Here is a 24,135-nt window from a genome sequence, read left to right as displayed (position 1 = left end):
AAGCGGGCCGATCGGACGTGAAAACGACAGCCGCTTCGTCCCCTAAGAAACGTGAAAAACACTCGTGGGGCTCATCCTCTGATGGTATTTCCGATACTCAAGCAATGGGCGGTCGTGCAACGAGACCTCAATACTGTGCGGCGCGTCATCGTCAAGCGCCAGTCCCAAAGCGTTACTGCACGCCCGTCGTCGAGCAGTCCGTGGACAGTGTCATCGAGAACAATCCGATCACCCTCGGAACCATGCGAGCGATAGTCGTATGTCAGCACTGGTTCATCATCGGTAAGGGTCAGCGTTCCCGGAGCTACCCGCTCCTTCGACAACGGATTCCACCATTTGCCTCTGACTTCGGTCAAGTCACCCACGCGAAACTCCTCTCCGCGCATCCAGGAGATGCCAAGACTGATGAGGAAGACGCAACATCGCTGCCCTCCTGGTGCGTGAGCATGAGGGTATCAACAATGCTCCACCCTGCAGAGTAGATCGCCACTTTGACTCCTCTTCCCGCGTTGGCATGCTCACGCTCGGTCGAAAAGGTGGCCGGGTCGAGGAGTGCTCCGCATCCTTGGTGAAACCCGCTGCCCGAGCGTCCTCGAGCCGCGACCAGCTTTCGGGCCCTCTCAACGAGAGTTGACGACCAGACCCAGGCAAGACTTGGCACACTCAACGTCCTTACCGCTGGAAACGTGAGTTACCCACGCAGCGACGGCGTAAACGTCGTGTCCCTCGGCCACCTGGGCCCTTGACGCTCCCCACTCGATCTACGACTTCCCCGACAAGGAGGAGGGCACCCACTTCCTCCCCCACATACAACGGCGCCCTTTGCCGTCTTCACCACGGCAAACTCCACCGCCAGCAGAAGTGAAGTGGGCGTCCCAGGGGTTTTCGGATAGTGGGCCCTCTTAGACTGGGGGCCTTACTGAAAGAGGGATCCGTAGGATGCCTGCATCACGAAGGCGATTCAGCCAGGAGTTCAAGGACGAGCCCCGTCAGGAGGTGATTTCTACCTCGAGGCCGATTAGGGATGTCGCAGAGGCCTATGGGGTTGGCGCCGAGACTTTACGCAGATGGCTAATCAAATACCGAGAGGAACACGGCGGTAGCAACGAAGAGCTCACCTTGTCGGAGCGGGCTCGTTTGAAGGAGCTCGAGCGTGAGAATCAGGAGTTGCGGGCTGATACGGCATTCCTAAGAAAGCCAGCGCTCGACTATCGCCAGGGAGCAGCGGTAGTGAGCAAATATGAATACAACGACTCCCAAAGAAACGATGCGTCAAACACGAACCCGGTAGTAAAGATGTGCTTGTGGTTGGCGGTGTCAACGTCGGGGTTCTATAACTGTTTGTCGCGCCCGCAGTCGGCAACAGCAGCCCGCCGAGCGGACCTAGTGAAACGGGACTTCACCGCGCAGTGTCCGGGAGTCAAGTTCGTTGGCGACATGTTATGCCGACGTCGGAATAAAACACCCGCTACCCATAGCCGGTTCGGGCCCTCGGCCTTGAAGTGACGATCCTCGAGTACCGGAATCAGCTGGTTATCACGGAGCTGGCGCAGCCTTCAAAATCTCAATAGCCCGTCTCAGCTCCACGTAGCACAATACAGATCTGTCTGCACCTAAGCACTCAGACCGCTTTGGCAAGACCTAAAGGAATTCAGGATCGGCGCCGTCACGGCTAAGACCGCTTCCGCACTCTGTGCACAGCCTGTGGTCACCCATTAATCTCAATGCATTGCACGCTAGACCTCGGTTGCTCTCCTCAGTTGAAGAATTCGCTCGGAGCGGTCTTTCGCATGGAACAGTCCACTACCAACGACGAACCGTCTTGCTCCGGCTCGGCTGAGCATGGGTATTGTCTGTAGGTTCACGCCACCGTCTACGCCGATCCACGCGTCAGCATGCGCGGAATCGAGGATCTGTCTTGTCGCCTTCACACGGTCTGGTGCTGAGTTCAGCATTGGTTTTCCACCATCGCCAGGTTCAACAGTCATGACCAACACCTGCTCAACGAGAGGGCCAATGACCCCCAAGACTGCAGGGTCCGTCTGCGGTGAAATCGCCACGCCCACACTGATGCCCAACTCCGAGATCCTTTCGATTATGTCGATTAGGTTCTGTGCATTCTCAGCAGCCTCAACATGGATGATCACACGTTCACACTTAGCGCTCGCAGCTACCGTCCCCCAGCGAAGTGGATCTGAGACCATCAAGTGGACTTCGACAGGAATGGCACTGCGATCTGCGATTGCTAGCAGAGTATGTTCCCCCCACGTTGCCCCTTGAACGAAGCCGTCATCGAATATATCGACATGGAGAAAGTCGGCAGATTCAACCGAAGCCATCTCAGTTGCTAGTGCGAGCGGGTCCGCTGCCAGCAAGGACGGCCCGACCTGACAAGCTGGCTCGTGTTCCGCCACAGTACTCACTCGCTCCTTGGCCGCTGCATATTCGCAGCGAAGGTTGAGACCTCTGCGTAGCGCGGGCGGAGCTTGGGCCAGAGAGCATCGGTTGATTCAGGTGATGCCGCCAATACCGCTTGGGGCCGCAGTGCTATTGCAAGCTCCATGGGTGACTGATTGCGCAGAGCTGCGAGCGCTTGCACACATGCACCACGAACCGTAGCTTCGGGTTCTCCGATAGTCCAAACATCACGCGCAAGGAGGTTGGCAAGGAACTGCGTGTAGGCTTCAGATCGCGCTCCTCCGCCTACGGCGATAATGCGACCGTCTGTCAGCACTCCTATGCGGTCTAGCGCATCGAATCCGTACAGCAGCCCGGCCAGAACGCCGTAGAACGCCGACGCTGCAAATTCTTCGCGGCCCATTCCGGACGTGATGCCCGCCAACACACCCGTCGCGTCCGGCACGGAGGGAGTCCTCTCCCCGTCCAGATATGGTACAAACACTGCAAGTCCATCGGATTGCGGCGCAGCCAAAGCTAAGCGGTCAAGCTCCTGAACATCGACTCCGAGGAGATTGGCAGCCCAATCAGTCACCTTTGTGGAGTTCAGAGTGCATGCCAGAGGCAGCCAGCCGCCTACAGCATTTGCCACGCAGTCAATGTCGCCAGCAACGTCGATCACCGGAGCCTCACTAAGTGTGGAGACAGTTCCAGAAGTGCCCAGACTAAACACCACGTCGCCGGGTGCTGTACCCAAACCTAGTGGAGCGACGTGTTGGTCACCCCCGCCAACTGCAACCAGAGTGCCCGCTGGAACGCCAAGCTGCATCGCGGCATCTTCTGTGACTCGACCAGCAATTGAGTCCGGCTCCCCAACGCGAGGGAGCACACGGTCCCAGTCAAGCACATTCCCAAAGAGCCTATGGAGAAGCTCCGTGTCGTACCTGTTGTCTACGGAATCGAAGTATCCCGTGCCCGAGGCTTCCGAACGATCAGTTACAAACTGGCCCGTGAGTCGGAAAGTAATGTAATCATGCGGCAGAAGAATTTGCTCCGTCGCACCGATTGTCCTTGGCTCATTCTCAAGCAACCATGCGAGTTTCGCCACCGTGAACGCCGGCGTTGGTACCGATCCGACTCGCCGCACCCATTCTTCCGTGGGAACCTCAGACAGCAACCATTTCACTTGAGGGGCCGTCGTCGTGTCATTCCATAGTTTCGCAGGACGAATGGGCTGCCCGTCCGCGTTGAGTGCGACAAGAGCATGACACTGACCCGACACGGACATGGACCGCACCGCGCCGAGATCAACACCTTCGCTACGGAGGATTGAACAAGTCCGAACAACGGAAGACCACCAGTCCAAGGGGTCGTGTTCCGAAACTGGAGGTGTCGTGGCAGGCAGTGGGGTGCGGGACCTCCCCACCACCGCGAACGTTTCAGCATCCCGCACCTCTGTTGTGCAGGACTGTGTCGACAAGTCGATACCGAGAATCAGGGACATGATCGCTCTCTCTCCTCTTTAGATTGTGCTGCCGGGATTCCCCCGTGGACGTTGCGGACTAGTTCTCCAACACCACCGGCAGGGTGTATCTCAAGACTCTCTTGGAGATTCCAATCGTGTAGATCCATTAGCGTGCGTGTGAGGGCATCACCCCATGCCGCCGCCACCAGGGTCGATCCCATCGCGATCGTCTCCCCTGGATCTGCACCTTGAGCTGTGCTGAGGCAAACGAAGATGTCACACGCGTTTGCCAGTGCTGACTCCGAGCGTTCACCGATACCGACTATGCTCGCGCCGCGAGATCGGGCGAGCCTGCAGAGGTCTACTACCTCCTTGGATTCCCCAGTCTTGGAAAGGGCAACAAGTACGTCACCCGCTTGAACTGCGCCAACTGTCCCATGGAGCGCGTCCATAGAGTGAATGAACATTGATGGTGTACCTGTTACAGACAGCAAGTGGGCCATTCTGCGCGCTACATGAGATGACGTTCCGCTTCCTGTGACCAGTACTTTTCCTTGTGCAGATTCGATGATGCGGACGACATCCACTAGGGTGCCATCAATCTGGTCCTCGAGCTGTTTGAGGGCTTTGGCTTCTGCGTTTACCGCGCGACGTGCTGAGTCGATCATTGCAATGCTCGTGGAATCGGCGTTGTTGTTCACAGGATGTCCACCTCTCGCTCAGGCAATACAAGTGGTTGTTGCTCGGGTTCGTCGCGCATACCACGGCTACCGACGGCCCCAGCTGGATGTGTTCGTAAAACTTGCTCCCACGAGCGGCCCCTGATTCGCATTAGTACGCGGGCGAGAGCATCCGCCCACAATGCGGCCAGTAGGGTCGATCCCATGCCTATCATTCCGCCAGGATCAGCCGCTGGTCGTGTTGATAGGAGTACGACGACCTCAGCGTCGGACGCAAACGCGGAGTCCGGCGTCTCTGTTACAGCAATTACCGGAGCTCCAACTTCCCGCACTGCGCGGCACAGTTGGTTCAGTTCCGTAGACCCACCACCCTTGGAGAAGGCCAACAGAATGTCGTCACTTTCCACAGCGCCAAGGCTTCCATGTAGAGCGTCCATGGGATGCAAGAAGACTGCTGGAGTGCCTGTCACTGAGAGTAGGTGTGCCGTTCTCCTAGCTACAGCAGATGATGTTCCGGAGCCTGCAACGAAGACCTTTCCCGCGGATGACCGAATAATCTCGATAGATTCGACGAAAGAGTCCCCGAGTTGGTCGGGCAGATCTCCCAGAGCATCAATCTCCGTACGTGCTGCGAGAACACCGGCCTCGATGATTGCAGCTGATTGCGCTGCCGTGTAAGTACGACTACCCACAAGTTCCTCCCCTCGGCTGCCGGAACTAGTGCCCCCACTTCGTGCCGGCAGCCAACCTTGTCCACTGTTTACAATTAGCTGTTTCCCCAAGCAGTCTGACGCAATGAGGCGACTGTAACGTCGTCCACCGAAGACGGTCCACCCACGACTTTTCCGTTTGCGAAAACGATTACCTCGTCGGACACCTCGAGTATTTCTTCTTCCTCGGAAGAAACCATGATGACAACGAGGTCTTCCTCATGCGCCAGCTTCCGTAGAACTTGGTGAATTTCAGCCTTCACTCCAATATCCACGCCCTTGGTTGGTTCATCGAGAAGAAGAACGCGAGGTTCTTGCCCGAGCACGCGGGCGAGCAGCACCTTTTGCTGGTTGCCTCCAGACAATGATGTAATCGGCGCCTGAGGATCTCCCCGGAGTTTGAGGAACTCTAACAGTCGGGTCACATACTTCTGGAGTCCAGCTTTGTCGATAACGGTCGCCTTTGAGAAACGAGGAAGGATAGGGAGTGCGGCATTCATTACCGAGTCCATTTGAGCGACGATTCCGTCTTGCTTTCGCTCCTCGGTGAGGAATGCGATGCCGTTACGTATTGAGGCCTCCGGGTTTTTTGGCGTGAAAGTCAGGTCACCCACCGACACTGACCCAGTAGTCAGGCGATCCACCCCTGCGATTGCGCGGAGCGCCTCGCTTCTTCCAGACCCACTAAGCCCATAGATACCGAGCACACGACCTCTAGCAGCATCGAAGGTTGCACCTTTGAGATGCTTATTCTTCAAGTCTCGCGCGAAGAACCACGGGACCCGGGGGCCTAGGTCCACTACGTCGTCCCTTACGTCGACATCCAGAGCCCCCTCCCCTGCAATCGCGGTAATAACGTCATCTCGGTTTACGGTTGCAACATCCTCGTCTAAGACAATTCGTCCATCCATTAGTGCGACAACGCGGTCAGCTACCGAGTAAAGCTCATCGAGCTTGTGATTCACCAAGACGATCCCAATACCTTCTTGGTCTGCAAGCCCTCGCAAGTAGGTCATGAGCTCAACCACTTGCTCACCCTCCAACGAGGTCGTCGGCTCGTCTAGCAGGAGACACTTTGTATCTCGCGAAGCAGCGATTGCGATCTCGAGGCGCTGCCTAGTAGCAACAGGATATGCGCCGACCTTGCGGTCGACGTCTACGTCTAACCCAAACTTATCTACGAGCGCCTTCGCGCCCTCTCGCATTTCGTTGAGCTTGAGGCCAGTGGGGCCCGACAGCTCCTGACCAAGCCACACGTTCTGCGTGACGGTTAGGTTTGGCAAGAGTGAGAGCTCTTGATAGACGGTAGAGATTCCTGCGGCGATGGCCTCTTGGGGTGAGCTGAAAGAGACTTCTTTTCCGTTGAGGCGGAGCCTCCCGCCAGATGCGTGGTGCGCTCCTGAAACAACTTTGAGCAATGTCGACTTCCCTGCGCCGTTGTGGCCAACGAATCCAATGACCTCTCCTGGTGCAACCGAGAACGACACGCCCTTCAGCACAGACACGGGCCCGTAGGACTTCGTAATGTCGTCAACCTCAAGTAATGCAGGCTGGTCCAGCACACTCCCAAGAGCAGCCATGCTAGCCAACCTCTCCCGGAGCTGGTGTCTCACCGGTCACGTACATCTTGAGAGGACGTAAGATTTCGGCTTCAACGGTCTCGCCGTCCACAAACTTACGCACCTGCTCAGTCACTCGACGCCCGTAATCCTCTGGTTCCTGAGCAACACAAGCCGGGTACATGTCCGTCAATGGCAGATCGGGAGCACAGAAACCGTAGATCTTTGTATCTCGTCCTGACGCCTTAACTGCTTCAAGTCCTCCCTGTGTTGCCGGGCCTGTCGAAGCAAATATCACGTTCATGGTCGGATTTCCTTGCAGCATCTCAGTCCCAACATTCAAGGAGACCTCCGCTTTCACTTTCCCATTCACAGACGCCACAACTTCGGCATTGGGATTAACGGAGATTGCATCGGCAAAACCCTCATCTCGGATAACGACAGGACGCTCATCCGGTTCAGTAATGAGTCCAATGCTCAAATCGGCATCCTCACCCATGTCCGCCAGTACTTGTTCACCGATTTGCGCACCGCCAGCTCGGTTGTCGGCGCCGAGATACTGCACGATGTGTGCACCCTGAGCGTCGAGTGCAGCTTCGTCAACGATCACATTCACAGTAAACACTGGAACGTTCTTATCATTTGCTGCCTTCACGATTGCAGCGGCCGGCTCAGACTTCACTGGGTTCAGAGCCAATGCACAGAGATTCTTCTGAAGCATTGCTTCTGCCTGGGCCAACTGTTGCGCATCATCGTCATCTGCAATCGCGACCTCTGCCTTGAACCCATGCTCCGTCGCTCCTTCCTCGAAGCCCGTCTTCATTGCGACGTAATACGGGTTTGTTTGGTTGGGCAACAGGACGCCGATAAGCGCGCCGTCTTCTAGGCATGATTCGGGAACCGCCGTTAATTCAGAGGCAGAACCTTCCGCTGATTGCCCGGCTCCTGTATCAGTCGAAGAAACCCCTGTGTTCACCCCCCCACATGCAGCTAACGCAGTCGTAGCGACTACCACTCCCAAGCCGGCGGCTATCCGTGACTTTCTCATGATTGCTCCTTGATCTTTGTTTTCTATTCTTGATGTACGGTCATGCTGTCCAGCATCACTGTTAGGTCTCCGAATAGGGAGGAGACCACTTCGTGATGCCCTCGTCCGCTAGTGGGCCCTCGTCCGCTAGCGGGTCGTAGCTTGCGCGCCCTCTAGCCCTTCGGGGCTAGCTCTGCCTTCATCCCTCGGAGTCCTGCGCAAAAGCTGTCTAATCGAAATGTTGCGCCTGTTCGTATCCCATAGAACACCCAAGAGGATGATTACGCCGATGACCAATGGCTGCCAGTAAGACTGAACGCCGATCACGTTCATCCCGTTCGAGACTTCGGCAATCAACAGCGACCCAATAAGCGCGCCGAGGATAGTGCCAACACCTCCGAACAGCGAAACTCCCCCAACGACGGATGACGCGATTGAGTAGAACTGCTCGTTACCAGAACCTGCCGTTGGGTACCCCACCATCAGCCGCGAAGTAACGATGATCCCGCCGAACGCGGCCGTGATACCAGAAATCACATAGACGAGAATCGTTGTTTTCGCGATGTTGATACCTGCGAGCCGAGCCGTATCCTTATTGCCGCCTACCGCGTAGATATGTACGCCAGTCGAGGTCTTCTGGAGCATGAACGCCAAAACTCCAGCCGCGATTAGCACCATGATCACCGGTACAGGTACGCCAAAGATCGACCCTCGTCCGAAGAATGCAAACATCGGATCGGTCACGGTCACGGACTGTGCATTTGTGAGGATCTTGGGTATCGATGCTGCGATTCCAAATGTCGCGAACGTAACGATGAACGGGGGCATTCGTCCATACACAACCATCGCTCCGTTGAAGAGTCCCACTGCGATGCCGGTCAGTATTGCGATCAATGCAGCCAACCACCACGGCACTCCGGCTCGCATCGCCATTGCCGCTACAACACCAGTTAACGCAATGTTGGATCCCACTGATAGGTCGATTCCACCAGTCAACAGGACACAGGTCTGACCTAGTGCCAAGAACATGACGACTGCCCCGTTCAACAGGAGAACGCTCAAGTTTCCTGCAGTTCGAAACTCGGGGGAAAGCAGGCTCATGATAATGGCCACGATGACCACGACACTAAACACGCCGAGCTCCTGAGGAACTGCCCGTTTACGTTTCATTTCGGCTCCTTTGCCCAAATGAGCGCCTGTCGCTCGTTTGAGTTGCTTGAATGCTAGCAGTAGCCTGCCCAACGCTCAAGAGCCTTCTGCGCAGCCATCGACACAGCGCATTCGGGGCAGTATTCCGCCAAATAGCGCCAAAACCGGGCAGCCGAACCCTTCAAATGAGCACGTCTCGCTCATACGATGCAACCAAACCGTTATAGAGAGTCGCTCGAATGTGGCATCGATGGTTCTGAGCACTGCACCAAAGCGCGGTTCTACTTCCGCGGAAAGACGGTCCCCTTAACGGACGGCATCCGCAACAAATGCTCACAGACCTGCGTCGTTGTCACCAACGAGGTTATTAGACCTGAGCTGGCTACCGCGTGGATCGCACCGACTTTTTCCTTACCCCCTGCTAACGCAACAACAGTTCGAACGCCAGCCAGCTCATCAACTGAGATGGAGATTCGGCGATCGTTTATCCGAAGATCCAGATAGCGTCCGCTTGCCGACAGAAACATGCCGGCCATATCAGCGACGGCTCCCGCCTCATCGATCTCCCTGCAGGTCTGCTCGTCGAAGAGATCCGCCAGCTGGGTGACGCGTGGATTCCAGGAGCCAATGGAGAGGATTGCGGCATCCAGTGTTGAGTACGTGGCTAAGACATCGGCCACAGCTGGTTCCTTACGGAACGCTTCAGCCATCTCGGCACTTGCTGCGAACAGCGGCGCAATCAGCGCCATGGCTTTCAAACCGGATGCACGGGGAATTCGAGAGATGATCTCAATCGGTGAGGCAGCCGGATCATTGCCTACGACACCGGCAATCTGGATGAATGTGGTCGATGCCAAATCCCGCAGGTTCTCCCCTACTGGGAGTAATGTGCGCCCCCATGAGACACCAACCTTGTCGTCGGGACGTAACACGCCCGAGAGGAATTGTGCGCCAGCTCGACCAAGATCATTGCGCTCCAGATATATGTCTTTGCTACCTGGTACCAGCACGACATGCTCCAGATGCAGATGGTTCGCAAGAGCCTGAGCCCTCTCCTCAACCAGTCCTGGACTCTCCGCTACCTCGATTTTCACAATACCAAGACTGCGTGCTTCTTCGAGCATCCGAGCAACCTTGAAGCGTGAAACACCCAATGACTCGGCGATAGAGACCTTACTCTCATCACCTAGATAGAATCGCCTTGCTACCTCCGCGATTTGCTTGCTCGCGTCTCTCCTCGGTACTGAAGTAGCCAAAGACACTCCCGTTAACTATTCGCACTTTGCTGAGCAACCCCATTTGTGAGCTATCCTCTCAAATGAGCGTTCGCAGCACCACAATTTGGATATGACACAAATCTAGCGCCAATAGGGAGAAGCAGACATGCAATCGGATGCAATCAAAATCTTTGTCGACTCGGCAGACAGGACGGTTGCCGAACGTTGGCTTGTTGCAGGGGTTGCTACAGGCTTGACAACCAATCCTACGATCCTGCGACGCGCGAACGCACACCTGAGCGATATCCACAAGATCGCCGAGTGGGCCCAAGGTGCGGGAGCTAGGGAAGTATGCTTCCAGACTTGGGGTGGGAGCTCCGAGGAATGGTACGAGAACGCTGAACGCTTACTCGAAGTCGTTCCTTGGGCGACAATAAAGGTCCCTTGCACAGAATCGGGCGCAAGAGTGGCCGCTCGTCTACAGGCCCAAGGCGTCCCAATCCTGCTCACTGCAGGCTATGCCGCCAAGCAGATGCTGGTCGCATCTGCACTCGGGGTCCGGTACTTCGCACCGTACTTCAATCGCATGAACATTCATGGACGCGACGCTTTAGCCGAGTTCGCAACAATGGTCCAGATTGTGCCCCAGACAGGTGATGCGACCCGCGTGATGGCGGCCTCCGTCAAATCTGCGGCCGATGTCCTGCTTCTCGCTAAAGTCGGTGTCCGCACGTTCACTCTTGCGCCCGAAGTCCTGACCGATCTTCTCAGTGATGATCTAACTGATCACGCAGTAGGTGAGTTTGAGTCTGATATGCGAACCGTTCTATAGCAACATACCCGCCAAGCCCTTGTCTTGGACACAGAGAACGAGAGCTTCCACTTCGTGAGCATGAGGTTGACCTGCAGGGTCTTCCGACCCACCGCTTGTGAAACGCGTTCCTTCCGCAGAAACAGGCCTCATTGGGTTGCACGCGGTACTCGTTCATTGACCCCTCCTACGCTGGCGCGACCCTCCGCCCGGGATAAACGCCCATCAAGCCGATCCGCAACGGAAAGGTGCCGCTCCCTGAACGCCGCGACGATCGTAATGCCATTGGAGCTGTCGCCAAGGTTGGGATTCTTCAGTGTTTTGAGTTCGAGGACGAGCCCCCCGTAATACCCAGCCCCGACCTCTGTGTCCCGTGAGCATCGCATTCGGTTTTGATAGTGCAACACGACAAAGAGCTGCTTCATCGCGTCTCCTGGCAAGCAGAACCCCACCAGTCCCGGAGGACGGTGGGGAGTTATGCGAGCTAGCGCCCAGCTATCCTCACATGAAACCCCGCAAGTCTTCCCAGACCCAGATGTTGGTAAGTCCAAACCTTGGGCCTACCACAGCCGAAAACGCAACCAAGGCAAGCGGGTCGGCCAAGCTATTACCGCACTCGCCCACCGTCGGCTCGGCATCCTCTGAGCCTTACTCCGCGATTGAAACAAACTAACCGACCGTAAACATCACTCTTTATTGAACGTAAACGTCGTGTCCCTCGGCCACCTGGGCCCTTGATGCTCCCCACTCGATCAACGACTTCCCCGATAAGGACGAAGGCGCCCGCCTCCTCCCCCACATACAACAGCGCGCTCCGCCTTCTTCACCACGGCAAACACCACCGCCAGCAGAAGCGAAACGACGAGGTCGAAGAGCCAGGCCGGCAGAATCCTCCGCACCCTCTTCGCATAGAAGTCCACGAACAGCACCCCGCCCATAACCCTCAACGGACCCGAGCAAATGGGAGGTAACCCTTGAGTACCTGGCCAAGAAACGAGTCTGTGAAGGAGACTGTCCGCTCGCGATGACATATCAAGTCCTGCACGGACAGACGAATGACCGGTGACCACCCGTGGGTGCGGGTGCCTTCAGGAACCAGTCGGCGGCGGCGTTGCACATGCTGACACACTCTTGTTCGAGGGCTGATGCGCTGCCGTCAAGACACGCTCTTAGAGGGCGACGAGTCGCTCATCTCGAGGGCAGCCTTGCCCGTGGTAACACATGGCCAGGGCAAACTACGATAGCCCACTCGCCACCACCATCTTCGCTAAATGCTCCGGGAAAGACCTTCTCTCAACCGCCTCTACACGTCGCGACCGACCTCCACCGTACCCACATTTGAGGTCCGACTCGTATGCTCAGGTCTCAGGTAGCGATTGTCTGGGGCAGGACAAGCCCCCGCCCCATCTGGTGGTTGGCCCAACCTTGATCAAATGTAAGATTGAGACCCGCTCAACCCGTCCCAGGAGTATCGCACTGGCGCTACACAATTAGGAGTTGAATGTCGAAGCGACGTGTCCGCATCGTCTCTGCCGCGGCCTTCTATGTCTCTCGCAAGGAGAACGCCGAACTTGCCTTCAGCGACAAGGAGTTCTACTGGACTGGAATTAGAGGTAGTGAGCACTATCCCGAGTTCTACTTGCGGGAGCAACGGGTAGCAAGGCGAGAGGGGAAGTTGGAAGTCCGCAGTTGGGGCCACCTGGTTGCGGAGCCCGATAATCCGTACGACTGCTTTGCAGTTGCTGTCCACGTCGACTCCGTGAAAACTGGCAACGTGTCTGCGAGCATCGCCGAGTACCTCCAGTGGTATGTCAATCACTTCGCAGCCCAGAACGTGGAGCTGCGTGTTCCCGTGCGCATCGAAATGGCTAAAACTGGCAAGTACTACTTTGACCCCGAGTTTGAGGAAAATGCCCACCACAGAGACGTCGTGCTCGGTGGATATGTCGCACTTCCAACCTTAAGTGTGCTTGATGCACAGAGCTCTAAGGAAGTGGCCGAGGAACAGCTCATGTGGATATGGAATGTGATGCCTCAGGAGCTGAAGAATACTCTCACCGACACTTTCCTTGCAGAGAATCATGAACTGATGCAATACCTACGCGCAAGGCGTTTCCGGGCCCCACTCGCAGCGATTCCGGATAGTTCTGATCCTGAAGCTCTACCCCCGATGATCCAGGGGTTCTTCCATGACCGGCGACGCGAAGTGAGATCAGAACGTCAACGCGAACGTGTCGCACAAATGCAGGAACAGCTCCGCATCAAGGAAAAGGCCAGAAACGAGAGACAAGCACGCCAGAGCGCAAGGGAGGAAGCAATCGCCCAGATGCTTCAAGGCGGAGCTTCCATTACCGCAACCATGAAGCATCACGGGACCACACGGAGCACAATTGGCAGGATTGCATCGGAGCATGGCATCGACTTGGGTAATACGAGTAGCGGCTTGAATGCCGCAAATCTGGCGGCCAGCCAAGGGCGCGTTGAAAGGTGCATTGCAGCAGCGGAACTCGCAGACTCAGGAGTGAGCCCGATCGAAGTCGCGCGCAGGCTCACTCTTGGCCGAAGCACTGCTCCCGACATGATCTCTGACGGACGCTTTTACCTGGACCCTCATAGAAACACCACACGCCTCGCGCGCGCTATTGATGCAGCTCTCGATCAAGCATCACTTGAGGGACTTTCCAAGAGCGTTGGAAGGCGCGCGATGTCGGATGCAAGAATTCTGAGGAGCATGCACCCAACTCTTCTCCCGGAACAATGAAGACCCCACAAACACAATCAGCCCCGAGGATCTCCGCACCTAGATTGCGACATCAGTACAACCGGGCACTCAGCTAGCACCCCACGATTCCGAGTGTGTCTCCTCGATAGACCCTCAGCCCCGCATCGGTACGTGGTGTTGGAAGCAGTGCACCACCACGCAACTCTGATAGCGGCAATCAAGGTTCTTTTCCTCCATTTAGGATCTACCCCATGGGCGCAGACATCTTCATCTCATACGCATGGACCTCTCCGGAGCACCGAGAGTGGGTCCGGCTACTTGCTTCCAGCATGAAAGTCATCGGCTACGACGTGCTGATCGACGCTGATGTCGACTACGGCGATGACCTCACCGGTTTCATGCAGCGAGTGACGGACAGCCGACACGTGCTCCTTGTGGTTGACGATAACTATGTCGACCGAGCGGACACACAACCAGACTCAGGCGTAGGAATCGAGAGTCGCCACATCTCTGAAGCCTACCCCTCAAAACCTGCGAACTGGCTCTCCGTCCTGTTCAAGGACAATGCCAGCTACCGACTCCCAAAGTGGTTCGGTGAGGCCAATCCCAAGGGACATTCATTCAACGCAGATCCTGAAGCAGGGCGGTTCCCTGGTAGCGAGCAAATCACCGAACTGTGGCGATGGATCGAGGACTTACCCGCTAACCGTGACCATGAAGTGACAGCGGCCTTGCAGCGGGACAGGTGCCGGAGATTGGAGACGATCGACCGCCAGCGCGACCCTGCCTCCTGGTCCAATCCCGCTCTCGAGGGCGAGGTGGATTTCCTGTACGACCGTTCGCCAGCCAAGACATTCACGATGGGTTACGGCCAGTACTCCTTTGCACTGCAGGTATCATCTCGCGACAGGTCCTCCATCTACGTGTACAAGGACCCGATTCACGCGGTTGGCATCAACGTGTCTGGGAGTGTGCTACCGGAAGAGCTTGCCGCTCAGCTCACTCCCGGCAGAGAGGTCACCGCTGAAATGGGCGGCCAAGTGATTCTCCAAAACGAGGTCGGAGCACTCTGTCTAGTCGACCTGATAACTGTGCAATCCGAGACTGTCAACCCGACCTACCGACCAGCATCAGTTCGGTTCCGGTATAGGATTCTAAGCGACACCTGATGAGGTCGCCCTCGGCTGACGTCAAAGCGGAACCAAAACCAGGCCGCTTCAGCTGGCACTGTCGGTTTCTACTCGCACACCGACACTAGCGAGACAGCGTGAGCCGTGATTGCTTCCACCAGACCATCGTGAGCAGAGCAGGGGACCAAGCGCACACCCTTGAGATAGCGCGCGATGATGGCCCGCCCGGTTGTCGAGGTCGCAGTTTCGGCACCCGTTGAGTTGAGTGGCACGATCCAGGCCTGTTTGCCCCATTCCACGCTAGCTACTACGTCTGCGATGCTCCTGAACGGTTAGAAAGGAAGTACCCAGTGAGGCGGTGTTTCCGTTTCACCGTCCAGCCATTGGATCTCTCGTTGCCATCCCAGTTTGTCCCACTCCTCCACGACCGCAGCGCTTATCGGGTCACCAGTCACTTTGGCTGCCGAGATCGACGCGCGACCCGCAGCGCTCCTGTAGCCCCGCGCCCGAAACCTCATTGCGATGTCCTCTAACATCGTTTTGGTGCGCTGTTCCGTTAGGTCACCCAACTCGAAATACGCCACTTCGGTACTGATGAGTTCCGCTGCCAAAGCCAACTGTGGATAGTCTCGTAGTCCCCCTCTTCGGGACACGAGCCGTTGAGCTTCATCAATACACGCGCGGAAGTCGCACCGAGCGCGTAGCAGCGCCAACTCATGGAGTTCAGTTAGAGGAGCCCCGAGCTTATGCGTCCATCCTCCGTCTGCGAGCGACCGTGCGGGATCTAGTGAGCAGTGCGCCCGCTCGAAATCACCGAGCGCCATAAGCGCGTTCAAGCGGACATGAGCAATGGAACCCAGTAACGCCGACCGTATCCGGGAGCTTCCAGACCAGTCCCCTGTCGGCGTTGCCAGTTGCTCCGCGATAGTGAGTTCCGCGAGTGCCCTCTCGACTTCCCCCAGGCATAGCGCCGAGTGAGCGGAGAAGAGGACCGTATACGTCTTCGTGGCAAGTTGCGTGAAAGGCGCATCGGTCATCGCGTACCGGATCTTTTCTTGTGCCTCCCGAAGATAGCCTGCTGCACGCAGGTAGTCCGCGTGAAAGATCATGGCGTTTACTCTCACCTGTGGTGCGAGGTCGTCGTCGATCCCTCCCTCAACTTGCTTCATACGAGACAGTGCCTCGCCTACCTGTCCACGTAGCGAAGATGTCTGCGCGATCCTTTGGGATGCAGCTATGTGAGTCTTCTGCAGCCAGGGACGCCCATCAGATCCGCTAATGGCAGCGAGCACACGGTCAACGCCGACACCTCGCGTCTTTCGCTTGACCACCGCGGCCATCTCATTGGCTAAGTTCGGCATCGAACGGAACTCACGGTGGAGGATCGGCTCCACGAGAAGCACCTGTAGCGCCCCATAATCACGCCCTTGCGAACTGAGGTTGCGTGCCTTCGGCTTTCGCATGAACGCTTGGTTGATTTCCGGATGAACTGCGCGAATCGCATTTAGGTACCGCTCCGCGCTCTCAGCATGAGCCAGGTTGGTCATGATCTGGAAGATTGCAGACACGCGTGCGCTGATGGGCAGCTCAACAGTCTGTACTGAGCCACCCGCCACGTCGGCTCGCGCTGTTTCGTTCAGCAACTGAGTTGCGCACACATCAAGCTTCACTCCCCGGGCGTCCGCCAGCTCGGGATGGTGGAGCCTGTCAGATTGATTGTGTATGCGGTGGTGGGGAGGCATTAGCACGGTACGCCTCCACCAATTCAGCCTCGCATAGCAGGTTCTTCAACCAGCGGTAGTACGGCGCTCTGGAAAACTCCAATACCGCCGGAACACCGCAACAGGAACACCGTCCGCGGCGAGCTCTTTCACAAGCGGGTAGAGCCTCTTCCCGGCAGATTCGCCTGCCTCAAGTACGCCGCCGCGCGGCGTAGAACCTCGTTTTCTTGTTCGAGCAGACGGCTAACATTTACGACGCTCCCGCAGCTCCTTTGGACTCAGCCTTAGTAGTCCCCGGCCTTTCCCCAGATTCGACCCGCTCCTCACGGAGCCACTTATCCAACGTCCCCATATGGACCCCAAAATCCTTCGCGATCATCTTGATCCTCACCCCGCACTCACGGGCAGCCACCACCCCAAGTGGGCGGCCTAGGGATTTCGGATAGTGGGCCCTCTTAGACTGGGGGCCTTACTGAAAGAGAGATCCGTAGGATGACTGCATCACGAAGGCGATTCAGCCAGGAGTTCAAGGACGAGTTGTGTCAGGAGGTGATTGCTACCTCGAGGCCGATTAGGGATGTCGCAGAGGCCTATGGGGTTGGCGCCGAGACTTTACGCAGGTGGCTAATCAAATACCGAGAGGAACACGGCGGTAGCAACGAAGAGCTCACCTTGTCGGAGCGGGCCCGTTTGAAGGAGCTCGAGCGTGAGAATCAGGAGTTGCGGGCTGAGACGGCATTCCTAAAAAAAGCCAGCGCTTACTTCGCCAGGGAGCAACGGTAGTGAGCAAATATGAATACATCGACTCCCAAAGAAATGATGCGTCGAACACGAACCCGGTAGTAAAGATGTGCTTGTGGTTGGAGGTGTCAACGTCGGGGTTTTATAACTGGTTGTCGCGCCCGCAGTCGGCAACCGCAGCCCGCCGAGCGGACCTAGCGGTACGGATCCGTTCTTTCTTCGAGAAGTCGGATGGCACCTATGGGTACCGTCGTATCCATGCCGATCTGGCCTGTGAGGGTATCGAGTGTTCCCCGGAGTTAGTGCGCCAGATCATGCGACAAGAGGCATTGATACCGTGTCAGCCACGCCCATTTCGAATCACCACGCAAGCCGATGAAGACGCTGCAGCCAAGATGCCAGACCTAGTGAAACGGGACTTCACCGCGCAGTGTCCGGGAGTCAAGTTCGTTGGCGACATTACCTACATTCATACCTGGCAAGGCTTCATCTACCTGGCTACCGTGATTGATTGCTATTCCAAGAAAGTCGTGGGCTGGTCCATCGCTGATCACATGCGTACCGAACTAGTTGAAGACGCGTTAAAGAACGCTGCAGCCACCACCTGGATCGAACCAGACGCGATCTTCCACTCTGATAGAGGAAGCGTCTATACCTCCGCTGCTTACCGGACTCTGGTCAACCGCTTAGGGATGCGTTCCTCGATGGGTAGGACCGGGGTGTGCTGGGACAATTCATTGGCGGAATCGTTCTTCTCAGCCCTCAAGAACGAACGTGTCTACCGCACGATCTACGCCACCAAGAAGCAAGCCAGACGCGATATCATCGCCTACATTGAAGGCTTCTACAACAGCCGACGACGCCACTCCGCACTCAATTATCAATACCCCAACGACGTCCACTACAGTTACCAACAGTCAACACTGGCAGCATAAGAAAACCCATCAAACCGCTGTCCGAAATCCACACAGCTGCCCAAAGACATCCTCACGAAACTCTGTTGGATACGCGGTAGGCACAACACGATCCTCCCAAGCCAGCAAAAACTAGCCAAGTCAAACATCACCTAACCATGCAGCAGTCCCGGCTGAGCTCCCGGCTGTGCCTGATTTTCGACTCGACTACGATGGCCCATGGGTCAGCAAGTCGGCTCATCTGTCACCCAGCATCGAAAAGTAGCGTTGGCTAACAGGAGATCGGTCCGCGCGTCCCAACAGCCACTGCCACACGACCGCGCCCAGCACCGTCACTCCAGCCGCGGCGGCTGCATACGCTCTTCCATCAGGTATGACCAATTCGCTGACGACACCCAGGGCTGCAGGCAAGGAGCTGTTCTTGACCAAGTCTCCGAAAGATGCCCGTTTAGCAGTCTCCCGAAGCAACCGAGACTCACGCCGCATTAGTTCTTCAAAGGCCGCAAGTCGATCGTGCTCGGGGACTCGTGATAGTCGTGCCACTTCGAGGTGGTCGAGTCCAATGTGAATGGCCTCCCGAAATGCCTCAAAGGAGTCCTCATTGCGAATAGCTATAGCATCGCGGATAGTGAGCTTAGAGGAATCAAGGTTGGGTACACGTCCGAGGAATAGTGCCGAAAGGTGCCTTCCTGCTCTCAAATCACCCTTAGTGCCCAACGCAACTAGGGCCTGCGCTAGATGCCGTTCAAGGGAGCCTCGGAATGCTAGATCACATGACGCGTCTTGGGCCGCCACGGAGAATTGCCAAGACACTTCTATTACGGCGGCAGCGAGCTCACGCACCAGCGACTCAGCAGACTCAACGCTCGAAGGTGGAGAGATTCTCACACCGAATAGCCGATACAGCTCACGAACTTGTGGAGCGTATTCCTTCTGGAGCAGTCCGGGAATCTCGCGGACTACACTTGCAGCTTCGAGAAAATTCGTGAAGACGCGCATGTCAGCATCTACGCCCAACGCCCTGAGCACCGCGGCACGGTTGGCCTCCTGCAAAGAGGGGCGCAAAGCCGTAAAACGGAGCAGTCCACCTGAGATCAGCGGCTCAATCCTAGATAAGTCATTGACGACGCGATTTAGGATTTGAACGGCTTCGGACTCGGACCGTGTGCGCATCGCCTGCTGAACGGTCTCCAGAGGGTCTGCGATTACCAATCCATCATGCAGAAGTAGTAGGGTGAGCGTGCGAGGAACGATGTCGTGGCCGGTACCACCAAACAAAGAGCGGTTGTCATACGTATGGTGGCTGAGCAAAGGCCATATCTCCGTCGCGGAGGCTTCAAACTTCGGACTGGCCGTGACGGAGCGCCGTGCTCTCATCACCAGAGCCAAGTCGGCCCCGGTCAGAGACCTCCCGCGCGCCACCACCGCCGCTGGCGTCACACCCAGAGCGTCCTGAAATACATCCAAGACAGTAGCGTGGTGACCTTTAGAACTGAACATGGTTCACCTGGATCCCAATTAGGTCGTGTTGATGATTCGCTCGTCGCCTGAGTTTTCCACGAGACCACACTACATAAACCGCAAATATCCTGCACGATTACGAAGGTCGATTTTAGCCGCTCCATAAGCCCTACCTCATCGACCCGTGCTCATCATGTCAGGTGGACCTCACACTCGGCCAGATCACTCCGCTCAACTGTCATAATCTCGATAGCAGCCTACGGCCCTTCGAAGGGGACGATGCCCTCGTCACGATGCCCACGCCTTGTCAAGCTCCATAGTATCTCCACGAAGCGGGCACTCCCACCCGAACTTCGCACAACCGACCGCATTGGCTCTGTGACTGGGATCGGCCACATTTCCGTACAGTAAACTGGCTCTTCGCAAACGGGACTGTAGGTGGTGTTGGGATTGTGGGTGTGAGTGACCCTCTGGCTGGCAGAATGTAGGTGTTCAAAATCTGCATCTGCTGCCCGGAGGGTCTGTGTATCAGTTTAGTGTGCCGCATCTAGAGTCCGCATTCCGTCTTGATAGCAGTCAGGTGGTGATCACTGGTCAAACAACAATTCAGCAAGGAGACCGGCAAGTCCTCATTTTCGAGGTTCGTCTGACACAACCGGATTGGTGGTGCCGCTCTTGTGGGTGCCAGGCCACCTCTCGTGGGAGTCGTTCTCGTCAGTTATTTCATGCCCCGAACGGGTCCCGACCGGTGCGTTTATTGCTACGTTTACGCTGCTTTTCTTGCACTTTGTGTGGGATGTATTGGTCTGAGCAAGTACCAGCGGACCTAGCATCCGCGGGCTCAAAACTCACGCGGGCGGCTATCAACTGGGCTCTGGTATCAGTGGTATTAGACGGGCTCAGTATCAACGCTGTAGCACGGAATCTGGGGACGGCGTGGAACACTGTCAATGACGCCGTGTTAGAAGCGGGCTACACGCATTTGATCAGTGATCCCACCCGTTTTGAGGGGGTCACCACCATCGGGGTGGATGAACACTGCTGGCGGCACGTGGGATGGCGCTCAGACCGGTTCGTAACCGCCATTATCGACTTGACTCCCCGCAGTGATGGCAGACCGGCGCGCCTGTTAGACATGATCCCGGGCCGATCTAAACAAGTGCTTGCCTCCTGGCTGAATGGCCAATCCACTAAGTTTAAGTTGAACGTGAAAACCGTGGCAATGGATGGATTCACTGGCTATAAAAGCGCAGTGCGAGAAGTCCTCAAAACCGCTGCAACAGTAATGGATCCCTTCCACGTGGTACGCCTAGTCGGTGACAAGGTAACCCAGTGCCGCCAAAGACTGCAACAAGAAACCCTGGGACGTAGAGGACGAAAAAATGATCCTCTCTACCAGGCGCGTCGCTTGCTCCTGACCCGTAACAAACTGTTAAGTGAAACGGCTGCACCCAAAGTTGATGCCATCATCCAAAACCCCAGGTACGAGGCCCTGACGCGAATATGGAGTCTCTACCAAGCAGTGATCAACGCCTACGAAAACCCGAAAAGACTGCAAGGACGCGAGAAACTCGCCTGCATCATTGACGCCCTCAACGCCGATACCACGCGGGGAAATCCCGAGCTACGTTCCCTAGCACGAACGCTACACAAGCGCCGCAATGACATCCTGGCCTACTTCACCCACCCCCACTCCTCCAACGGACCAACCGAAGCCATCAACGGGCGCCTCGAACACCTCCGCGGCATAGCCCTAGGATTCCGAAACCTCCAAAACTACATCCACCGCAGCCTCCTCCACACCGGAGGATTCAAACACCACCTACAGTCCCTTTTGTGAAGAGCCATATTGACGCCACCGCATCATGTACGAGGACGATCCCGACGAACCCAAATCAACGACCGCTCAGTTCGGTATCGCCTTCGAGACGCGTGACAGCCCCATAGTTCAGGCACCTACCGACCTACGCGATGAGCTTGAGATCGTGCACCACGTCCGCTCCTCGTTGGACTACGGCGCCTACCAGACGGTCTTCCGCGACAATGGTTCCCCTAGGAGCGGCACTCAGCTCCCCGTAGTAGACGATGAGAAGAGCTTCGAAAAAATCCTCAAGAATTCCATGCCCGGAATCACTCGAAAGCACCGGAGCTGGGTCGAGGGCGTTCAACCGTAGAGCGGTGTTGCCTGGACAGGCCTACTCAAGGACTTGAGTAATCACGACAAACACCAATTTCCGATCGATCTCGTGGATGCTGGAGAGCTGCCGATCGAGGTCAGCCACAGTGACCTTGCGCCCTGAGATAGCTGTGGGTGATTGGGGCCGTCGGTCGTGCAAGCCGGGGTGCCCCAAGGTTGTTTGCCCTAGATGGCAAACAACCTACGCAGATGCGCCCCAAACGGATTGCAGATTAAGGCCCAAGGATCTCAGCTCTCGGAGTGCCCCGCGGCGTCATCGCCACGGGGAATGCGCCCCCAGACTAGCTCTCTCATGAACTCCAGAGACCGTCGGTGATTCTGCACGGCTGCCAGATCCCTCTCAAGTTTGTAGATGTCAGAAAGCAGCTGTTCTTCATCAATCACTCCACCATCTGAGCGGCTCGAACGGCGCACCTCCTGTAGTGCTCTCCGGCCAGCTGCTAAGGACTTGTCGACTGAGCTCTCGAGTTCTCCCTGCCTTTCTAGCTCCATCGTGAGCTGGCGAATGAGTGTTACATCGCTATTGGTGGGTGATCCACTGTCGGTCGATGATTCCCTGATGACTCCGGAATGGGGCCGAAGGCCCAGTGCTCGGCGAGTTGGAAAACTAAGCGTCTCTTGCTGCCCGGCGGAGATCCTCTTTACCTCGTCAATCGAGTCAGAGCTCACCTTACTCTGCGTCTTCTCCTTGGCGTACTCAAGAAAGCGCTGCGGTGAGTAAAAATGAGCACGCTGACCCGTGTGGGTGCGATACTCTGCAATGAGCTCAGGGCGTGCACCTTGCGTCATGCCTGATGTCCTCCACCACCAGTCCTCTTTGGCATCATCCGTAACAAAAATCAGTGGCTTACCTGTTTTCTCCCCCCATTTTAGAATCTCCTTCCAGAGAATCAGATCTCCGAATCGGTTGGAGTTGGACTTGTCATTGTCTTTGTATCCTGGCGGGACATGACGCTTGTAGCGATCTTCACCCTCTCGGTGAATCTCGTCGATGCGTTCATCTGTGAACGGCACCCCCACGCGCCCCTCGTAAAGGTCATGGACAGCACTCAGGGTAGCTTCTGCGGCCCAACCGCTCTTGTTTTCCTTCACATGCTTGCTGCGCTGTGCTGTAATATCTCTACCCAAACCTTCGTAGAAATCCCCGACTTGACCTAGTATCTTCTTGGCGTCCAGAGACGGGTGGAGCCGCTGCTCACCAAACACAGTCTTCAGATCCTTTTCCGCAGCCTCACGAATCGCCTTAATTGCGGCATCGACCTTGTCATAGGCACGCTCAGTGTTCGCAATCACGTCTGGCCGCCTGAGGTGGAACTCTTTCCCGACGTGATGAGGAAGCCACAGCTGATCATTAACCCCGCGCAGCACCGCTAGGAACTCGTCAGTGGTGCCGGGAGCGTAGCGAAAGAGGTTCAAGAGCACGTTCGTGTCAAGGACAATGGTTCCGTTGGCCCAAATCTTGTTCAGCTCGTCCTCTGTGGGCGGAAGATAAGCGTCAAATATGTCCCTCACGTACAGTCCTTACTTCTCGACGGGATCCAAGTCAGACACCAGTTGAACGGCAACCTCAGTGTTGCTGACGACTTCAGCGGGCCATCCAAGAGTCTGACGTCCCGGGATTGGCGCGCGCAATCGCTTGGATTCAACAGCTACTCAGTGTAGCTACGGATGTACTGTCAATTTCCGCGACAACCGCCTCCAGATCGGGCATTGCCGTGCCGCTATGGGTAGAGTTCATATAGATGGGCCAAGGAACAGGGCATGTGACGGAGGCGTAGCGATGAGCTCCAAGGTCTCTGAGGCACGTAACCCCGTCCAGAAGGGAATTCGCAATGATTGAAATCTCAGCCACGCTGCAGTTCGCACGAAGCGATGTTTCTGAGGCCGATTTCGATACGGCCGTCCAAGATCTCAGAGCGACCTTCGATACTGCGCGCCAATTAGTCGAGAACGTTGCCGCTGTGAAGGCCTTTCCCGTTTCAACATCACGAGGACGTTTCGTGAACGTGTACGTGACTGTAAATAGCGACTCCCCGGTTACTGGAGACGAACTCTTTGACGAGCTGATGGTCAAAGCAGGGTTCTCTCCCCTGACCTTGGAAGGTGAACAAACGGAGTCAGATGGTCAGTTCACTTCGCGTGAGCGAGAGATGATGATGGCCTAGTCTCCAAGTTGTGACAGACACTGACACAGTTGATTTCCCAAAGCTCTGGGTCGCCCCCGTGGTGGAACT

General features: G+C 56.4%; 22 protein-coding genes and 1 pseudogene. 9 read left to right on the top strand and 14 right to left on the bottom strand.

The features are described 5' to 3' along the window. Positions 1 to 71: 71 nt before the first annotated feature. Complete coding sequence (locus H2O65_RS10655; protein WP_398397253.1) at positions 72 to 293, bottom strand: hypothetical protein; 222 nt, start codon at positions 291 to 293, stop codon at positions 72 to 74. Here H2O65_RS10655 and H2O65_RS04270 point away from each other — a divergent pair. Together H2O65_RS04270 and H2O65_RS04265 are read left to right on the top strand one after the other, a co-directional pair. Further along, entirely contained in the window at positions 201 to 482 is a 282-nt protein-coding gene (locus tag H2O65_RS04270) for a hypothetical protein (RefSeq protein WP_182142415.1), read from the top strand. The two genes, H2O65_RS10655 and H2O65_RS04270, sit on opposite strands and share 93 nt — an antisense overlap. A 457-nt stretch (positions 483 to 939) precedes the next feature. Next, a pseudogene (locus H2O65_RS04265) lies at positions 940 to 1,395 on the top strand (transposase); the annotation flags it as partial. A 341-nt stretch (positions 1,396 to 1,736) separates the two neighbouring features. Here H2O65_RS04265 and H2O65_RS04260 read toward each other — a convergent pair. From H2O65_RS04260 to H2O65_RS04225, 8 genes are all read right to left on the bottom strand, one after another. Continuing rightward, the gene (locus H2O65_RS04260; protein WP_182142413.1) at positions 1,737 to 2,414 is read right to left on the bottom strand and encodes a ribulose-phosphate 3-epimerase; all 678 of its coding nucleotides are present in this window, start codon (positions 2,412 to 2,414) and stop codon (positions 1,737 to 1,739) included. Between the two features lie 5 nt (positions 2,415 to 2,419). Then, positions 2,420 to 3,901, bottom strand: a complete 1,482-nt coding sequence (gene xylB, locus H2O65_RS04255; RefSeq protein ID WP_182142412.1) for a xylulokinase — start codon at positions 3,899 to 3,901, stop codon at positions 2,420 to 2,422. After that, positions 3,892 to 4,530 carry an SIS domain-containing protein gene (locus H2O65_RS04250; RefSeq protein ID WP_182142411.1) on the bottom strand — a complete coding sequence of 213 codons (639 nt, stop codon included), beginning with the start codon at positions 4,528 to 4,530 and terminating at the stop codon, positions 3,892 to 3,894. The genes xylB and H2O65_RS04250 overlap by 10 nt, the downstream gene beginning before the upstream one ends. A 29-nt stretch (positions 4,531 to 4,559) precedes the next feature. Next, positions 4,560 to 5,234, bottom strand: a complete 675-nt coding sequence (locus tag H2O65_RS04245) for an SIS domain-containing protein (protein ID WP_182142410.1) — start codon at positions 5,232 to 5,234, stop codon at positions 4,560 to 4,562. 74 nt (positions 5,235 to 5,308) lie between these two features. Continuing rightward, entirely contained in the window at positions 5,309 to 6,832 is a 1,524-nt protein-coding gene (locus tag H2O65_RS04240; protein ID WP_182142409.1) for a sugar ABC transporter ATP-binding protein, read from the bottom strand. Between the two features lies 1 nt (position 6,833). After that, complete coding sequence (locus H2O65_RS04235; RefSeq protein WP_182142408.1) at positions 6,834 to 7,859, bottom strand: substrate-binding domain-containing protein; 1,026 nt, start codon at positions 7,857 to 7,859, stop codon at positions 6,834 to 6,836. Between the two features lie 126 nt (positions 7,860 to 7,985). Next, positions 7,986 to 9,008 (bottom strand): ABC transporter permease, encoded by a 1,023-nt coding sequence (locus tag H2O65_RS04230; RefSeq protein WP_182142407.1) that lies wholly within the window; start codon positions 9,006 to 9,008, stop codon positions 7,986 to 7,988. Between the two features lie 260 nt (positions 9,009 to 9,268). After that, positions 9,269 to 10,111: a sugar-binding transcriptional regulator gene (locus H2O65_RS04225; RefSeq protein ID WP_182142406.1), complete on the bottom strand. Its 843-nt coding sequence runs from the start codon at positions 10,109 to 10,111 to the stop codon at positions 9,269 to 9,271. A gap of 259 nt (positions 10,112 to 10,370) precedes the next feature. Here H2O65_RS04225 and H2O65_RS04220 point away from each other — a divergent pair, with 259 nt between their 5' ends. From H2O65_RS04220 to H2O65_RS04210, 3 genes are all read left to right on the top strand, one after another. After that, complete coding sequence (locus tag H2O65_RS04220; RefSeq protein WP_182142405.1) at positions 10,371 to 11,036, top strand: transaldolase family protein; 666 nt, start codon at positions 10,371 to 10,373, stop codon at positions 11,034 to 11,036. Positions 11,037 to 12,516: 1,480 nt separating this feature from the next. Beyond that, positions 12,517 to 13,776 carry a hypothetical protein gene (locus H2O65_RS04215; RefSeq protein ID WP_182142404.1) on the top strand — a complete coding sequence of 420 codons (1,260 nt, stop codon included), beginning with the start codon at positions 12,517 to 12,519 and terminating at the stop codon, positions 13,774 to 13,776. 212 nt (positions 13,777 to 13,988) lie between these two features. Beyond that, positions 13,989 to 14,906: a toll/interleukin-1 receptor domain-containing protein gene (locus tag H2O65_RS04210; protein WP_182142403.1), complete on the top strand. Its 918-nt coding sequence runs from the start codon at positions 13,989 to 13,991 to the stop codon at positions 14,904 to 14,906. Between the two features lie 68 nt (positions 14,907 to 14,974). Here the strand turns inward: H2O65_RS04210 and H2O65_RS04205 are convergent, their stop codons facing one another. From H2O65_RS04205 to H2O65_RS10470, 3 genes are all read right to left on the bottom strand, one after another. Then, on the bottom strand, positions 14,975 to 15,166 hold the full coding sequence (locus H2O65_RS04205) for a hypothetical protein (RefSeq protein WP_182142402.1): 192 nt from the start codon (positions 15,164 to 15,166) through the stop codon (positions 14,975 to 14,977). 33 nt (positions 15,167 to 15,199) lie between these two features. Continuing rightward, positions 15,200 to 16,510, bottom strand: coding sequence for a hypothetical protein (locus H2O65_RS04200; RefSeq protein WP_182142401.1), 1,311 nt, complete (start codon positions 16,508 to 16,510; stop codon positions 15,200 to 15,202). Positions 16,511 to 16,838: 328 nt separating this feature from the next. Beyond that, positions 16,839 to 16,967 carry a hypothetical protein gene (locus tag H2O65_RS10470; protein ID WP_259349579.1) on the bottom strand — a complete coding sequence of 43 codons (129 nt, stop codon included), beginning with the start codon at positions 16,965 to 16,967 and terminating at the stop codon, positions 16,839 to 16,841. Between the two features lie 113 nt (positions 16,968 to 17,080). On the opposite strand from H2O65_RS10470, the gene H2O65_RS04195 reads away from it, so the two are divergent. After that, positions 17,081 to 18,264 (top strand): IS3 family transposase gene (locus tag H2O65_RS04195; RefSeq protein ID WP_182142400.1). Its coding sequence is split into 2 segments (ribosomal slippage): positions 17,081 to 17,342 and positions 17,342 to 18,264, totalling 1,185 coding nucleotides; the frame shifts between segments, so codons are not numbered across the junction. A 216-nt stretch (positions 18,265 to 18,480) separates the two neighbouring features. Here H2O65_RS04195 and H2O65_RS04190 read toward each other — a convergent pair. Continuing rightward, positions 18,481 to 19,743 carry a hypothetical protein gene (locus H2O65_RS04190; protein WP_182142399.1) on the bottom strand — a complete coding sequence of 421 codons (1,263 nt, stop codon included), beginning with the start codon at positions 19,741 to 19,743 and terminating at the stop codon, positions 18,481 to 18,483. Positions 19,744 to 20,227: 484 nt separating this feature from the next. Between H2O65_RS04190 and H2O65_RS04185 the strand changes: the two genes are divergently transcribed. Together H2O65_RS04185 and H2O65_RS04180 are read left to right on the top strand one after the other, a co-directional pair. Then, positions 20,228 to 21,544, top strand: a complete 1,317-nt coding sequence (locus H2O65_RS04185) for an ISL3 family transposase (RefSeq protein ID WP_182142398.1) — start codon at positions 20,228 to 20,230, stop codon at positions 21,542 to 21,544. Positions 21,545 to 21,569: 25 nt separating this feature from the next. Further along, positions 21,570 to 21,878 carry a hypothetical protein gene (locus tag H2O65_RS04180; protein ID WP_182142397.1) on the top strand — a complete coding sequence of 103 codons (309 nt, stop codon included), beginning with the start codon at positions 21,570 to 21,572 and terminating at the stop codon, positions 21,876 to 21,878. 251 nt (positions 21,879 to 22,129) lie between these two features. On the opposite strand, the gene H2O65_RS04175 is transcribed toward H2O65_RS04180, so the two are convergent. Then, positions 22,130 to 23,413: a PIN-like domain-containing protein gene (locus H2O65_RS04175; protein WP_182142396.1), complete on the bottom strand. Its 1,284-nt coding sequence runs from the start codon at positions 23,411 to 23,413 to the stop codon at positions 22,130 to 22,132. A 320-nt stretch (positions 23,414 to 23,733) separates the two neighbouring features. On the opposite strand from H2O65_RS04175, the gene H2O65_RS04170 reads away from it, so the two are divergent. Continuing rightward, the gene (locus tag H2O65_RS04170) at positions 23,734 to 24,066 is read left to right on the top strand and encodes a hypothetical protein (RefSeq protein WP_182142395.1); all 333 of its coding nucleotides are present in this window, start codon (positions 23,734 to 23,736) and stop codon (positions 24,064 to 24,066) included. Positions 24,067 to 24,135: the final 69 nt, after the last annotated feature.

The sequence above is a fragment of the Schaalia sp. JY-X169 genome (assembly GCF_014069575.1).
Classification (GTDB): domain Bacteria; phylum Actinomycetota; class Actinomycetes; order Actinomycetales; family Actinomycetaceae; genus Scrofimicrobium.
Note: the sequence above shows the minus strand (reverse complement) of the source record. Positions and strands in the feature narration are given on the sequence as shown.

Bases quoted from the DNA above. Each gene is read 5' to 3' on its own strand.
- H2O65_RS04210 (WP_182142403.1), top strand. From the start codon at position 13,989: ATGGGCGCAGACATCTTCATCTCATACGCATGGACCTCTCCGGAGCAC.
- H2O65_RS10470 (WP_259349579.1), bottom strand. From the start codon at position 16,967: ATGATCGCGAAGGATTTTGGGGTCCATATGGGGACGTTGGATAAGTGG.
- H2O65_RS04180 (WP_182142397.1), top strand. From the start codon at position 21,570: ATGTACGAGGACGATCCCGACGAACCCAAATCAACGACCGCTCAGTTC.
- H2O65_RS04170 (WP_182142395.1), top strand. From the start codon at position 23,734: ATGATTGAAATCTCAGCCACGCTGCAGTTCGCACGAAGCGATGTTTCT.
- H2O65_RS04215 (WP_182142404.1), top strand. From the start codon at position 12,517: ATGTCGAAGCGACGTGTCCGCATCGTCTCTGCCGCGGCCTTCTATGTC.
- H2O65_RS04235 (WP_182142408.1), bottom strand. From the start codon at position 7,859: ATGAGAAAGTCACGGATAGCCGCCGGCTTGGGAGTGGTAGTCGCTACG.
- H2O65_RS04190 (WP_182142399.1), bottom strand. From the start codon at position 19,743: ATGTTCAGTTCTAAAGGTCACCACGCTACTGTCTTGGATGTATTTCAG.
- H2O65_RS04230 (WP_182142407.1), bottom strand. From the start codon at position 9,008: ATGAAACGTAAACGGGCAGTTCCTCAGGAGCTCGGCGTGTTTAGTGTC.
- H2O65_RS04240 (WP_182142409.1), bottom strand. From the start codon at position 6,832: ATGGCTGCTCTTGGGAGTGTGCTGGACCAGCCTGCATTACTTGAGGTT.
- H2O65_RS04225 (WP_182142406.1), bottom strand. From the start codon at position 10,111: ATGCTCGAAGAAGCACGCAGTCTTGGTATTGTGAAAATCGAGGTAGCG.
- xylB (WP_182142412.1), bottom strand. From the start codon at position 3,901: ATGTCCCTGATTCTCGGTATCGACTTGTCGACACAGTCCTGCACAACA.
- H2O65_RS04220 (WP_182142405.1), top strand. From the start codon at position 10,371: ATGCAATCGGATGCAATCAAAATCTTTGTCGACTCGGCAGACAGGACG.
- H2O65_RS04250 (WP_182142411.1), bottom strand. From the start codon at position 4,530: ATGATCGACTCAGCACGTCGCGCGGTAAACGCAGAAGCCAAAGCCCTC.